Below are 13,461 nucleotides of genomic sequence, written 5' to 3'. Positions count from 1 at the left end.
CCTCTCGAAGGCCCCGTCCACCGGATGGGGCCTTCGTCGTGTCAGGTTTCTTCCCGGTCCGTGGAGTTCACGTCCCGGCGGCGCCACGCCCGTACCCCGAGAACCAGCAGCACCACCGCGACCGCAGTCACCAGGGCAGTCGCGTCCGGCACCTGCTCACCGATGCGCCGGGCCCACTGTTCGACGGCGAACGAATCGTCCACATCCAGCAGTCCGGGCAGCGCGGTCGTCCCGTCGTAGGCGAGGAACAGCGCACCCAGCCCGATGAAGAACAGTCCCGACAACAGGGTCGTGGTGTGCAGCTCGAAACGGCCGAGCCGGAACGTCCGACCGCGCAGCCACGCCCGGCGGCCGAGGTCGAAGCGCTCCCAGAGCAGCGCGAGCAGAAACAGCGGGACGGCCATGCCCAGGGCGTAGGCGGCGAGCAGCAGTCCGCCGTAGACGGGGCTGCCGCTGACCGCCGCCACCGTCAGGACGCTGCCGAGGATCGGCCCGGCGCAGAAGCCGGCCAGGCCGTAGACGGCGCCGAGTGCATAGACCGAGAGTGCGGTCGTCGGCCTGATCCGGCCGCTGAGCGCGGCGATCCGGCGCGAGGCGAAGCCGAGGCCCACGATCTGCGCCGCGCCGAGGACGATGATCAGCCAGCCGGCGCCGAGGACGAGCTGGTCGCGGTGGCTGTAGAAGAGCCGTCCGGCATACGAGCCGGCGGCGCCGAGCGGCACAAGGGTGGTGGCCAGACCGGCGTAAAAGATGCCGGTACGGGCCACCAGCCGTGCGGCGGAGTCGATGGAGTAGGCGAAGAAGGCGGGCAGCAGCAGGGCGCTGCACGGACTGACGAGAGCCAGCAGCCCGCCGAGCAGGGCGGCGAAGTAGCCGATGTCCGAGGTCACTTGTCGGCGCCCTTGGCGTCCTTGGTGTTCCTGGCCCGGTCGGCCGCCGCGTCGATGGCCTGGGTGAAGACCTCCATCGGCTGGGCGCCTGCGATCGGCCGGCCGTTGATCAGGAACGACGGGGTGGAGGTGGCACCGATCCCGTATCCCTGCTCCTGGTCCTTGCTCACCGCGGCGGACGCGGCTGAACTGTCGGCATCGCGGGCGAAGCGGTCGAGGTCCGCCACCCCCGCCTGCCGGGCGAGGGCCTTCAGCCGGGCCTTGCCGAAGCCCTTCTCCTTGACCCCCTCGGCGTACGCGGCGGCATGGAACTGCCAGAAGCGGTCCTGCTGGCCGGCGGCCCAGGCGGCGCGCGCGGCGGCCACGGACTCGGCGCCGAAGATCGGGAAGTTGCGCCATTCGATGCGCAGGGTGCCGTTGCCGACGTACTTCTTCACCAGAGCGGATTCGGTGTCACGGGCGAACTTGCCGCAGTAGCCGCACTTGAAGTCGGCGTACTCGATGAGGACGACGGGTGCGTCCGCCCGGCCCTGCGCGAGCTTGTCGCCGGGGTCGCGGCGGGCGAGCCCGGCCAGTTCGGGGTAGACGCCGGCGTCCGGGTCGGCAGTGACCTCGGCGACGTATGAGGACGCGGAGCCCGAGTGGTCGGGAGCGGTGGCCCGGTAGGAGGCGTAGCCGAGCAGCGCGGCGGCGAGGACGACGCCGATGCCGTAGAGCAGCGGCTTCCTGGCGGAGGGCTTCGGCGAGGAGGTTTTGGGCGTGGACATGGCAAGCTCCGTGCTCGTAATGCGGGGTGGCGAGGGGACGGCCGGGTGGTGCAGGGACGTCTGGACCCGCAGTACGGAGAGTTCCACCGGGGCGGACGCAGGGACCGGCTTTCGACTGCGGTACGAAGATCGGTTGCCCGAAATGGTACGTGCTGTGATCCGGAGCTTCCCCACGGTCACCACGGCCGTGACGCAGACCGCGCGAAATATGTTCGCCGTTCCTCGGGCCCGGGTGCGATCCTGGGACCCGTATGTCTACTTCCTTCGCCGATCTCCAGTCCCAGCTCGGACAGCTCTCGCTCCGCGACGCGCACCGGCTCGGCCGCCGCCTCGAAGGGGCGCGCCGGATCCGTAAGCCCGAGGCCCAGCAGGCCATGCTGCACGAGATCGCCACCCAGGCCGGGAAGGCAGCCGAGCGGCTCGCAGGGCGCGCCGCTCGGGTGCCCACTCTCTCGTACCCGGAAGAACTTCCGGTCAGTCAGAAGAAGGACGAGATCCTGGAGGCGATACGCGACCACCAGGTCGTGATCGTCGCCGGTGAGACCGGGTCCGGCAAGACCACGCAGATCCCCAAGATCTGCATGGAGCTGGGGCGTGGCGTCCGGGGCATGATCGGGCACACCCAGCCGCGCCGGATCGCGGCTCGTACGGTCGCCGAGCGCGTCGCCGACGAGCTGAAGACCCCGCTCGGCGAGGCGGTCGGCTGGAAGGTCCGCTTCACCGACCAGGTGAACCCCGACGCCACGTATCTGAAGCTGATGACGGACGGCATCCTGCTGGCCGAGATCCAGACGGACCGCGAGCTGCTCGCGTACGACACGATCATCATCGACGAGGCCCACGAGCGGTCGCTGAACATCGACTTCCTGCTCGGCTATCTGGCCCGGCTGCTGCCCAAGCGCCCCGATCTGAAGGTCGTCATCACCTCGGCGACCATCGACCCGGAGCGCTTCGCCAGCCACTTCGGCGACGCACCGATCGTCGAGGTCAGCGGGCGTACGTACCCGGTCGAGGTGCGCTACCGGCCGCTGCTCGAGGAAGAGGGCGACGACTCCGACCGCGACCAGATCACCGCGATCTGCGACGCCGTCGACGAGCTCCAGTCGGAAGGCCCCGGCGATGTCCTGGTCTTCCTCTCCGGCGAGCGCGAGATCCGCGACACCGCGGACGCCCTGAACAAGAAGAACCTCCGCCACACCGAGGTGCTCCCCCTCTACGCGCGTCTGTCGCACGCCGAGCAGCACCGGGTGTTCCAGCGCCACACCGGCCGCAGGATCGTCCTGGCGACGAATGTCGCCGAGACCTCGCTGACCGTCCCCGGCATCAAGTACGTGATCGACCCGGGCAATGCCCGCATCTCCCGCTACAGCCACCGCACCAAGGTCCAGCGGCTGCCGATCGAGCGGATCTCGCAGGCCAGCGCCAACCAGCGCAAGGGCCGCTGCGGCCGTACGTCGGACGGCATCTGCATCCGGCTGTACTCCGAGGACGACTTCCTGACCCGCCCGGAGTTCACGGACGCGGAGATCCTCCGTACGAACCTGGCGTCCGTCATCCTCCAGATGACCGCGGCCGGCCTCGGCGACATCGAGAAGTTCCCCTTCATCGACCCGCCGGACCACCGCAACATCCGCGACGGTGTGCAGCTCCTCCAGGAGCTCGGCGCACTTGACCCGGACGAGAAGGATCCGAAGAAACGGCTGACGCAGCTGGGTCGGAAGCTCTCGCAGCTGCCCGTCGACCCGCGCCTCGCCCGCATGGTCATCGAAGCGGACCGCAACGGCTGCGCGCGCGAGGTCATGGTGATCGCCGCCGCGCTCTCCATCCAGGACCCGCGCGAGCGGCCCTCCGACAAGCAGACGCAGGCCGATCAGCAGCACGCCCGCTTCAAGGACGAGACGTCGGACTTCCTGGCGTTCCTGAATCTGTGGCGGTACATCCGCGAGCAGCAGAAGGAGCGCGGCTCGTCCAGCTTCCGCCGGATGTGCAAGCAGGAGTATCTGAACTTCCTGCGCATCCGCGAATGGCAGGACATCTATGCGCAGCTGCGTACGGTCGCCAAGCAGATGGGCATGCATCTCGAGGAGTCCTCGGCGGACCTGGCCGCGCCCGAGCAGGCGGTGCACACCTCGCTGCTGGCCGGGCTGCTGTCGCACATCGGGCTGAAGGACACCGAGAAGAACGAGTACCTGGGTGCGCGCAGCGCCAAGTTCGCGATCTTCCCCGGTTCGGCGCTCTTCAAGAAGCAGCCGCGGTTCGTGATGTCGGCCGAGCTGGTCGAGACGTCCCGGCTGTGGGCGCGGGTCAATGCCAAGGTCGAGCCGGAGTGGATCGAACCGCTGGCCCAGCATCTGCTGAAGCGCACATACAGCGAGCCGCACTGGGAGAAGGACCAGGCGGCGGTGATGGCGTACGAGCGGGTCACGCTGTACGGCGTACCGATCGTCGCCCAGCGCAAGATCAATTTCGGCCGGATCGACGCGGAGACGTCCCGCGATCTCTTCATCCGGAACGCGCTGGTCGAGGGCGACTGGCGGACGCACCATCAGTTCTTCCACGACAACCGCAAACTTCTCGGCGAGGTCGAGGAGTTGGAGCACCGGGCGCGCCGCCGCGACATCCTCGTGGACGACGAGACGCTCTTCGACTTCTACGACCAGCGGATCCCCGAGCACGTCGTCTCCGGCGCGCACTTCGACTCCTGGTGGAAGCACAAGCGCCGCGACGAGCCGGACGCGCTCGACTTCGAGCGCTCGATGCTCATCAACGAGAAGGCCGGGGCCGTCACCAAGGACGACTATCCGGACTCCTGGCGGCAGGGCAGGCTCAAGTTCAAGGTGACGTACCAGTTCGAGCCCGGCGCGGACGCGGACGGTGTGACCGTCCATGTCCCGCTCCAGGTGCTCAACCAGGTCACCTCGGAGGGCTTCGACTGGCAGATCCCGGGTCTGCGCGAAGAGGTCGTCACCGAGCTGATCCGCTCGCTGCCCAAGCCGATCCGCCGGCATTACGTCCCCGCGCCGAACTACGCCGGCAGGTTCCTGGACCGGGCGGTGCCCCTGCAGGAGCCGCTGCCGGCCACTCTCGCGCGTGAGCTCCAGCGGATGGTCGGCGTCCCGGTCTCCGCCGACGACTTCGACCTGACCCGGATCCCGGACCATCTGAAGATCACGTTCCGGATCGTCGACGAGCGGCGCCGCAAGGTGGCCGAGGACAAGGACCTGGAGGCGCTGAAGCTCCAGCTGCGCCCCAAGGCCCGTCAGGCCCTCTCGCAGGCCGCTGCGGCCACCGCGGGCCCGTCGGGCGAGTCTATCGAGCGGTCGGGCCTCACGGACTGGACGATCGGCACCCTGAACCGGGTCTTCGAGACCCGGCGGGCCGGCCAGCCGGTCAAGGCGTACCCGGCGCTGGTCGACCAGGGCGAGACCGTGGCCGTACGGCTCTTCGACACCGAGGCCGAGCAGCTGCAGTCCATGTGGCGCGGCACCCGGAAGCTGATCCTGCTGAACATCCCGGTGAACCCCGCCAAGTTCGCCTCGGACAAGCTGACGAACCAGCAGAAGCTGGCCCTGTCCCGCAATCCGCACGGCTCCATCCAGGCGCTGTTCGAGGACTGCGCGACGGCGGCCGCGGACCGGCTGATCGGCGCCCACGGCGGGCCGGCCTGGGACGAGGAGTCGTTCCGGAAGCTGTACGACAAGGTCCGTGCCGATCTCGTCGCCCTGACCGAGCACGCCGTCGCCCAGGTGCAGCAGGTGCTGGCCGCCTGGCAGGCCTGCGAGCGGCGCCTGAAGGCCACCAACAGCCTCGTCCTGGTCAACAACGTCACCGATGTACGGGACCAGCTCGCGGCCCTCGTACCGCCGGGCTTCGTCACGAAGACCGGGCTGCGCAGGCTGCCCGACCTGATGCGCTATCTGGTCGCCGCGGACCGCCGGCTGCAGCAGATGCCGACCGCCGTCCAGCGCGACACCACGCGCATGGCCAAGGTCCACGAGATGCACGACGAGTACGCCTGGCTGCTCGAACAGATGCCGCAGGGCAGGCCCGTTCCGCAGGAGGTCCTGGACATCCGCTGGATGATCGAGGAGCTCCGGGTCAGCTATTTCGCGCACGCCCTGGGCACCGCCTACCCCGTCTCCGACAAGCGGATCGTGAAGGCGATCGACGCCGCGGCGCCGTGACCCGGGCGACCTCGGGGACGTAACCGAACCACCACCAGGAGTGAGGTCGACCAGAGCCTCCAACCTCCTGTACAGTCTGTTTTCGCAGCCAGCCGCAAGGCAGCAGCGAAAACCTGGTCCTGTGGAGCAGTTTGGAGTGCTCGCCACCCTGTCAAGGTGGAGGCCGCGGGTTCAAATCCCGTCAGGACCGCAGTAACGAAAGCCCGGATCCTCAAGGATCCGGGCTTTCGCGTGTCTTGACTCCGGCAACTGCCAACGAGTACTCAGACAGCAGGGACTGCCCCTGTTCCTCGGTGCGGGGCGGCGCGTTCCACCGGGAGGTGGCGCGGATGGCGGCATCCACAGCGAGGCACGAGACCCGCGCGCTGCTGCGCGCCCATCTGGCGGCCGCTTCCGGCTACCGGCATCTCACCCGGCACTGCCCGATCTGTCATCGGCTCCTGCGGCTCGCCATGGAGCCCGCCGACGACTCCATGGAACCCGCCGTGGGCTCCCTGGGGTACGTGACGGCCTCGGGGCCCACGCGCCCCCCCGAACCACCGGGCTTACCCGACGGGGCGCCGGCGGCCGTTCCGGACATCGCGGCGGTCGCCACGCCCGCCGACGCCTCCGAGGCGTCGACCGACGGCGTGAAGGACGAGGAGGAAAGTCCCGTCGCCCCGTGACCAGGGGCGAGGAATTCCTCTTCCCGGCAGTGGCAGGCTCGGTCCTGGCAAGACTCGAGCCATGTGACGGGAGTCACTGTATGAGTTTTGAGAAAGGGTGACTTTACACCTTCCTACAACTGGCGAATTTAATATGTGCAATTGCACCACTCGGGCAGGGTCACCGGGGGACCGCCGAAAGAGCACCGAGGGGCCCGTCCGACAGGGCCGGACAGGCCGCACAACAGCCGGCACCGAAGCCGACGCACAGCCGATCCCGGGCCGCCCCACAGGGACGACCATCCGCAGCGCGGGCACAAAAAAAGATCGCGCTGGACCCGGCGGAGTCCAGCGCGATCGAACGACGCACCCGTATTGCATAGGTATGGCGCCCGTTGGGGCGGACGCCCGTCGTGTGGAGCTATGGGTGGGCGAACGCGGGTTGGGGGACCCGGGCAGCCCGGTTGTGGCGCGGCGACAGGGGTGTGTCAGGCCTCGCTGCGCTGCTGCGGAATACCCGCAAGCAGTGCGCGGACCTCTGCCTCGCGGTACCGGCGATGTCCACCGAGCGTGCGGATGGACGTGAGCTTGCCTGCCTTGGCCCAACGGGTGACCGTCTTCGGGTCCACGCGGAACATCGTGGCAACCTCAGCCGGGGTCAGCAGCGGCTCGGCATCAGGGGTGCGAGCGGTCATGAGCGGCCTCCTCGGGAGAACCGAACCATCTCGGTTCTTTCCTCTAAATTCTGCACCTTGACCCACGTTGCCCGAAATGGCGGACGCGGGCCGAGTCGGTTATAGGACGAACGGCTTGTCCTCGGCACTACAACTACACCATCCGTCCAGCCACGTCGGCCAAACCGATGGAATTGCCCTCCCAGGTGTTCATCAGCGACGGAAGCCGATGGACCATGCCATAGCGGACAGTCACACCACCGTGACGATCAGTCACAGAGCGATCAGGAGTCACCAGACCCCCCATAGCGTGCAATGCTGAGCATTCCGCCCTTACTTGGACGGAAAGAGTCCTCCCCGGACTCCTTGTCCTATTTTGGCACGAGGAGTAGGGAAGGGCGCAAGGGCCCAGTTAGTGCTATCCGTCACCCTTGAGGCAAAGGCCCGCTTCGGGACATAGGTCCTAGGGCCACTCGAGTGCGCTCCCGCCCCTTCGCTCTCACCACTCTCACGCGTCACACGGGACAACGGTTCAGGAGCTGCTCCGACCGGCCGGGATCAGTTGGCGAACTGACGGTCCCTTACGGCGCGCCATCGCTCGGCCAGCCGCCCGTACGCCTCGCCCGCGCCCTCGGTGTCACCGGCCTGCAGCGCCGCGATGCCCGCGGCGACATCCAGCGCCGACCGGTCCTCGGCGAGCTGTTTCGCCGACAGCGCGTACACCAGGCCGCCGTAGTCCAGCTCGACCAGCGCACGCGGATGGAACTCCTCCAGCCAGCGCCCGACGTCCACCAGTCCCTCGGTCAGCGGACCCTCGTCGACACTGTCGCGCAGCGTCTTCAGCGCCCGGGCCAGCCGGCGACGCGCCTGCACCATCGGGGTCCGGTAGCGCAGCACCGGCGCTCCCCTGTCCGCGGCCGCCCCGGTGTGTTCGCGCTCCTCGTCGGAGAAGAGGACGAACCAGCGCACCGGAACCTGCCACACCGCGGTTCGAATCCACGGCCGGGCGTCCGGATTGCGCTCCGCCCACCGCTCGTGGTCCGCGGCCGCCTGCCCGCGCACCACCGGCGGCAGCACCGCGTCGAGCACCGGAGCCGGGAACATCTCCGCCAGCTCCCCCAGCGCCAGCCAGCCACGCAGCCGGGTCCGCCACGGACAGACGCACACCACGCCGTCCACCTCGGCGACGAACGCGTCCCCGCTCTCGTGCACCGGCACCCCGACCGGCGGAGTGGCCACCAAGTCCGCCAGCGAACGGCGCAGTTCGTCCTGGGCCGTGGGGATACGGGCGCGCCCCGCATACCGGGCCCAGTGGGCACGTTCCGGCTCCGGGAAGGCGGCCAGCGGTTCGTACACCCGGAGGTAGGACGCGTATGGGACGAGCACCGAAGACACCACCGACATGCAGCAAATCGTGTCACGCCCGTACTCCGCCGGGGGGTGATCCTCGGCACTGGAACAGATCTACGTCCGCGCAGGACTTACGCTCTTGCCCAGTCGGACCGACCGTGCCGGTCGGTCCGGGGCCCTCCCCACCTTCAGGAGGGTCTTCCGCCGCTTCGTACTTGGGAGTCACCACAGTGACCGATGTGACCGACGGCGTCCTGCACACCCTGTTCCACTCGGATCAGGGGGGACACGAGCAGGTCGTGCTCTGCCAGGACCGTGCCAGCGGCCTCAAGGCCGTCATCGCCATCCACTCCACCGCCCTGGGCCCGGCCCTCGGCGGCACCCGCTTCTATCCGTACGCCTCCGAGGAGGAGGCCGTCGCGGATGCGCTGAACCTGGCGCGCGGCATGTCGTACAAGAACGCCATGGCCGGTCTCGACCACGGCGGCGGCAAGGCCGTCATCATCGGCGACCCCGAGAAGATCAAGACCGACGAACTGCTGCTGGCCTACGGCCGGTTCGTTGCCTCGCTCGGCGGGCGTTACGTGACCGCCTGCGACGTCGGCACCTATGTCGCCGACATGGACGTCGTCGCCCGCGAGTGCCGGTGGACCACCGGCCGCTCCCCGGAGAACGGCGGCGCCGGCGACTCCTCCGTCCTCACCGCCTTCGGTGTCTTCCAAGGCATGCGGGCCTCGGCCCAGCACCTCTGGGGCGACCCGACACTGCGTGGCCGAAAAGTGGGGGTCGCAGGCGTCGGCAAGGTCGGCCACCACCTCGTCGAGCATCTGCTGAAGGACGGCGCCGAGGTCGTCATCACGGACGTACGCGACGAGTCGGTACGCCGGATCACCGAGCGCCACCCCGAGGTCACGGTCGCCGCGGACACCGCCGCGCTGATCCGCACCGAGGGCCTCGACATCTACGCCCCGTGCGCGCTCGGCGGCGCGCTGAACGACGACACCGTTCCGGTGCTCACGGCCAAGGTGGTGTGCGGTGCGGCCAACAACCAGCTGGCGCACCCGGGTGTCGAGAAGGACCTCGCGGACCGTGCGATCCTCTACGCCCCCGACTACGTGGTGAACGCGGGCGGTGTCATCCAGGTCGCCGACGAGCTGCACGGCTTCGACTTCGACCGGTGCAAGGCGAAGGCCTCAAAGATCTTCGACACCACGCTTGCCATATTCGCACGCGCGAAGGAGGACGGCATTCCGCCGGCCGCTGCGGCCGACCGGATCGCCGAGCAGCGGATGGACGAGGCGCGCCGCCGCTGACATCCGTCACCGAGGGTCGAGGGTGTCTCACCAGGCGCCATGCCCGTTCCGCGGCACTTCACGGCCCACGATTCGCCGGCCGGCGAGACAAGACTCACGCCGGTCGGCGGGTCGCATGCCAAGAAGAGGTTAAAATCGCAGTTGACCAGCGAGGACGGGGCTCCTTGCTGGTCCTGTTCCGGGGCGTGTGATGCGGGCGGCGTACCGTATGGCCACGGAAGCAGGTACCGTTAAAGCCCTACGGGCACGGTCTCTCTGCCGAGAGTCCGTCCTGAAACATGAACGCGTGTCAAGACTCTGGGGCCGTCGAGCCCCGTCACCGAGGGGGTCGAGCCATGGGGCGCGGCCGGGCAAAGGCCAAGCAGACAAAGGTCGCCCGCCAGCTGAAGTACAGCAGCGGCGGGACTGACCTGTCGCGTCTGGCCAATGAGCTGGGCGCATCGCCTTCGAGTCAACCACCGAACGCAGAGCCGTTCGAGGACGACGACGAGGAAGATGACCCGTACGCACAGTACGCGGATCTGTACAACGACGACGAGGACGAGGACGAGGACGATCAGTCCGGTCCGTCGTCACAGCGCCGCGGCGCTTGACCTCGCGCTGACACAACAACCCGGTTCGGGCTTGCCCGGACCGGGTTCTGTGCTGTCCGGATCCGGATGAGTCGTGCCGGGCCGAGATGCGGGCATTCCCGGCCCGCCCGGCGATGGAGGGCAGAACAGCCACCGGACGGCTCCGGTGCGTCCTGCCCCCACCCCGCCTATCGCGCGTACGAACCCGTGAGCTCGGCGCCCGTGGCATGCGTGCCGCGATCCGTGATCTCACCGGCGACCCAGGAGTCGACTCCGCGGTCGGCCAGCGTCGTCAGCGCGACGTCCACCGATTCCGCGGGGACGATCGCGATCATGCCGACACCCATGTTGAGCGTCTTCTCCAGCTCCAGCTGCTCGACCTGACCGGCCTTGCCGACCAGGTCGAAGACTGCGCCGGGCGTCCAGGTGGAGCGGTCGACCGTGGCGTGCAGCCCGTCGGGGATGACCCGGGCGAGGTTGTTGGCGAGGCCGCCACCGGTGACGTGGCTGAAGCCGTGCACCTCGGTCGTGCGGGTCAGCGCCAGGCAGTCCAGCGAGTAGATCTTGGTGGGCTCCAGGAGCTCCTCGCCGAGCGTGCGGCCGAACTCCTCGACGTCCCGGTCCAGCGCCCAGCCGGCCCGGTCGAAGACGACGTGGCGGACGAGCGAGTACCCGTTGGAGTGAAGTCCGGACGACGCCATCGCGATGACCGCGTCACCCTTACGGATACGGTCCGGGCCGAGCAGCCGGTCGGCCTCGACCACGCCCGTACCGGCGCCGGCGACATCGAAGTCGTCGGGGCCGAGCAGGCCCGGGTGCTCGGCGGTCTCGCCACCGACCAGGGCACAGCCCGCCAGGACACAGCCCTCGGCGATGCCCTTCACGATGGACGCGACGCGCTCGGGGTGCACCTTGCCGACGCAGATGTAGTCGGTCATGAAGAGCGGCTCGGCGCCGCAGACGACCAGGTCGTCGACGACCATGCCGACGAGGTCGTGGCCGATGGTGTCGTACACACCCATCTGGCGGGCGAGGTCGACCTTCGTACCGACGCCGTCGGTGGCGGAGGCGAGGAGCGGACGCTCGTAACGCTTGAGCGCCGAGGCGTCGAAGAGGCCGGCGAAACCGCCCAGGCCGCCAAGGCCCGCGACTTCAGCGCGCTGCGTCTTCTTCACCCACTCCTTCATCAGCTCGACGGCACGGTCGCCGGCCTCGATGTCGACGCCCGCTGCCGCGTAGGAAGCACCTGTTGTCTCAGACATTGCCTGGGATCTTTCGTGTGGAAATACGGGGCTGGTGGCAGGGCCGGTGTGCCTGACCGGTCACGGCCGACGCAGCGCGTCGGTCGCGGCGGTGGCCGCGGGGCCTGCCGCCAGCTCGGTCTCCAGCAGCTGCTTGCCGAGCAGCTCCGGGTCCGGGAGCTCCATCGGGTACTCACCGTCGAAGCAGGCGCGGCACAGGTTCGGCTTGGCGATCGTCGTCGCTTCGACCATCGCGTCGAGCGAGATGTACGCGAGCGAGTCGGCACCCATCGACGTGCAGATCTCGTCGACCGTCATGCCGTTGGCGATCAGCTCCGCGCGGGTCGCGAAGTCGATACCGAAGAAGCAGGGCCACTTCACCGGCGGGGACGAGATCCGGATGTGGATCTCGGCGGCGCCGGCCTCGCGGAGCATCCGGACCAGCGCGCGCTGGGTGTTGCCGCGGACGATCGAGTCGTCGACGACCACCAGACGCTTGCCCTTGATGACTTCCTTGAGCGGGTTCAGCTTGAGGCGGATGCCCAGCTGGCGAATGGTCTGGGACGGCTGGATGAAGGTCCGGCCGACATACGCGTTCTTGACCAGACCGGCACCGAACGGGATGCCGCTGGCCTCCGCGTAACCGATGGCGGCGGGGGTGCCGGACTCCGGGGTAGCTATGACCAGATCGGCCTCGACCGGGGCCTCGGCGGCCAGCTTGCGGCCCATCTCCACGCGGGAGAGGTACACATTCCGCCCGGCGATGTCGGTGTCGGGGCGGGCCAGATAGACGTACTCGAAGATGCAGCCCTTGGGCTTCGCTTCCGCGAACCGCGAGGTGCGCAGACCGTTCTCGTCGATGGCGACGAGCTCGCCCGGCTCGATCTCACGGACGAAGCTGGCGCCGCAGATGTCGAGGGCGGCGGACTCGGAGGCCACCACCCAGCCACGCTCCAGCCGGCCGAGGACCAGCGGGCGGATGCCCTGCGGGTCGCGAGCGGCATAGAGGGTGTGCTCGTCCATGAAGACGAGCGAGAAGGCGCCCTTCACATCGGGAAGCACCTTGGTGGCGGCCTCCTCGATCGTGAGCGGCTTGCCGTCGTCGTCGGTCTGGCCGGCGAGCAGCGCAGTCACCAGATCGGTGTCGTTCGTGGCGGCGACCTGGGTGGCGCGGCCGTCCTTGCGGGGAAGGTCGGCGACCATCTCGGCGAGCTGGGCCGTATTGACCAGGTTGCCGTTGTGACCCAGGGCGATCGAGCCGTGCGCGGTGGCACGGAACGTCGGCTGCGCGTTCTCCCACACCGAGGCACCGGTGGTGGAGTAGCGGGCATGACCGACCGCGATATGGCCCTGGAGAGATCCCAGAGACGTTTCGTCGAAGACTTGCGAGACCAGTCCCATGTCCTTGAAGACCAGGATCTGGGACCCGTTGCTCACTGCGATACCCGCGGACTCCTGTCCACGGTGCTGCAGGGCATACAGTCCGAAATAGGTGAGCTTGGCGACCTCTTCACCCGGAGCCCAGACACCGAAGACGCCACAAGCGTCCTGGGGGCCTTTCTCTCCGGGGAGCAGGTCGTGGTTGAGTCGTCCATCACCACGGGGCACGCCACCGAGTGTAGGCGAGATCGGTCACTGGTCCGAATTGGGCAGACCTCTCCGGAACACCTGGGAAGGGCGCCGAAGCACTGCTCCCGGGGCGAATCGAGTGATCACGGACAGTGATGGCTGTCGGCTGTCGGCGGGGGCGGAGGCGGGGCAGGATCCGCCGCAGGGCGGCTGACGCCGGGCCTGCCGGCGGGTTACCGGCTAGTTCAGGCCAGGGG

Annotated in this window: 10 protein-coding genes and 1 tRNA gene; 5 read left to right on the top strand and 6 right to left on the bottom strand. The window is 68.6% G+C overall.

Annotated elements, in window-relative coordinates; translation table 11 throughout:
* Window positions 1-41 precede the first annotated feature (41 nt).
* Both ABZV38_RS15370 and ABZV38_RS15365 read right to left on the bottom strand, forming a co-directional pair.
* The gene (locus tag ABZV38_RS15370; protein ID WP_356327294.1) at window positions 42-890 is read right to left on the bottom strand and encodes a cytochrome c biogenesis CcdA family protein; all 849 of its coding nucleotides are present in this window, start codon (window positions 888-890) and stop codon (window positions 42-44) included.
* Window positions 887-1,657, bottom strand: coding sequence for a thioredoxin domain-containing protein (locus ABZV38_RS15365; protein ID WP_356327293.1), 771 nt, complete (start codon window positions 1,655-1,657; stop codon window positions 887-889). Before ABZV38_RS15365 ends, ABZV38_RS15370 begins: the two co-directional genes overlap by 4 nt.
* Before the next feature lie 251 nt (window positions 1,658-1,908).
* Here ABZV38_RS15365 and hrpA point away from each other — a divergent pair, with 251 nt between their 5' ends.
* From hrpA to ABZV38_RS15350, 3 genes are all read left to right on the top strand, one after another.
* Window positions 1,909-5,841, top strand: a complete 3,933-nt coding sequence (hrpA, locus tag ABZV38_RS15360; RefSeq protein WP_356327292.1) for an ATP-dependent RNA helicase HrpA — start codon at window positions 1,909-1,911, stop codon at window positions 5,839-5,841.
* A gap of 115 nt (window positions 5,842-5,956) precedes the next feature.
* Window positions 5,957-6,031: transfer RNA gene (locus ABZV38_RS15355), tRNA-Asp, on the top strand.
* Between the two features lie 139 nt (window positions 6,032-6,170).
* Window positions 6,171-6,506 carry a DUF6274 family protein gene (locus tag ABZV38_RS15350; RefSeq protein WP_356327291.1) on the top strand — a complete coding sequence of 112 codons (336 nt, stop codon included), beginning with the start codon at window positions 6,171-6,173 and terminating at the stop codon, window positions 6,504-6,506.
* Between the two features lie 467 nt (window positions 6,507-6,973).
* Here ABZV38_RS15350 and bldC read toward each other — a convergent pair whose 3' ends face one another.
* Together bldC and ABZV38_RS15340 are read right to left on the bottom strand one after the other, a co-directional pair.
* Window positions 6,974-7,180, bottom strand: a complete 207-nt coding sequence (gene bldC / locus ABZV38_RS15345) for a developmental transcriptional regulator BldC (RefSeq protein ID WP_003949541.1) — start codon at window positions 7,178-7,180, stop codon at window positions 6,974-6,976.
* A 537-nt stretch (window positions 7,181-7,717) separates the two neighbouring features.
* Entirely contained in the window at window positions 7,718-8,563 is an 846-nt protein-coding gene (locus tag ABZV38_RS15340; protein WP_356327290.1) for a hypothetical protein, read from the bottom strand.
* Between the two features lie 176 nt (window positions 8,564-8,739).
* Here ABZV38_RS15340 and ABZV38_RS15335 point away from each other — a divergent pair, with 176 nt between their 5' ends.
* Together ABZV38_RS15335 and ABZV38_RS15330 are read left to right on the top strand one after the other, a co-directional pair.
* The gene (locus ABZV38_RS15335) at window positions 8,740-9,822 is read left to right on the top strand and encodes a Glu/Leu/Phe/Val dehydrogenase dimerization domain-containing protein (RefSeq protein ID WP_356327289.1); all 1,083 of its coding nucleotides are present in this window, start codon (window positions 8,740-8,742) and stop codon (window positions 9,820-9,822) included.
* A 335-nt stretch (window positions 9,823-10,157) separates the two neighbouring features.
* On the top strand, window positions 10,158-10,415 hold the full coding sequence (locus ABZV38_RS15330; RefSeq protein WP_030929682.1) for a DUF3073 domain-containing protein: 258 nt from the start codon (window positions 10,158-10,160) through the stop codon (window positions 10,413-10,415).
* Between the two features lie 167 nt (window positions 10,416-10,582).
* Here ABZV38_RS15330 and purM read toward each other — a convergent pair whose 3' ends face one another.
* Together purM and purF are read right to left on the bottom strand one after the other, a co-directional pair.
* The gene (gene purM, locus ABZV38_RS15325) at window positions 10,583-11,656 is read right to left on the bottom strand and encodes a phosphoribosylformylglycinamidine cyclo-ligase (protein ID WP_030979950.1); all 1,074 of its coding nucleotides are present in this window, start codon (window positions 11,654-11,656) and stop codon (window positions 10,583-10,585) included.
* A gap of 60 nt (window positions 11,657-11,716) precedes the next feature.
* Complete coding sequence (gene purF / locus ABZV38_RS15320) at window positions 11,717-13,243, bottom strand: amidophosphoribosyltransferase (protein WP_356327288.1); 1,527 nt, start codon at window positions 13,241-13,243, stop codon at window positions 11,717-11,719.
* Window positions 13,244-13,461: the final 218 nt, after the last annotated feature.

Source organism: Streptomyces sp. NPDC005181, assembly GCF_040608395.1.
In the GTDB taxonomy this organism is placed as follows: domain Bacteria; phylum Actinomycetota; class Actinomycetes; order Streptomycetales; family Streptomycetaceae; genus Streptomyces.
The sequence above is the reverse complement of the archived record's forward strand: the minus strand, read 5'-3'. Positions and strand labels throughout refer to the sequence as shown.

Bases quoted from the DNA above. Each gene is read 5' to 3' on its own strand.
- ABZV38_RS15365 (WP_356327293.1), bottom strand. From the start codon at position 1,657: ATGTCCACGCCCAAAACCTCCTCGCCGAAGCCCTCCGCCAGGAAGCCG.
- hrpA (WP_356327292.1), top strand. From the start codon at position 1,909: ATGTCTACTTCCTTCGCCGATCTCCAGTCCCAGCTCGGACAGCTCTCG.
- ABZV38_RS15350 (WP_356327291.1), top strand. From the start codon at position 6,171: ATGGCGGCATCCACAGCGAGGCACGAGACCCGCGCGCTGCTGCGCGCC.
- bldC (WP_003949541.1), bottom strand. From the start codon at position 7,180: ATGACCGCTCGCACCCCTGATGCCGAGCCGCTGCTGACCCCGGCTGAG.
- ABZV38_RS15340 (WP_356327290.1), bottom strand. From the start codon at position 8,563: ATGTCGGTGGTGTCTTCGGTGCTCGTCCCATACGCGTCCTACCTCCGG.
- ABZV38_RS15330 (WP_030929682.1), top strand. From the start codon at position 10,158: ATGGGGCGCGGCCGGGCAAAGGCCAAGCAGACAAAGGTCGCCCGCCAG.
- purM (WP_030979950.1), bottom strand. From the start codon at position 11,656: ATGTCTGAGACAACAGGTGCTTCCTACGCGGCAGCGGGCGTCGACATC.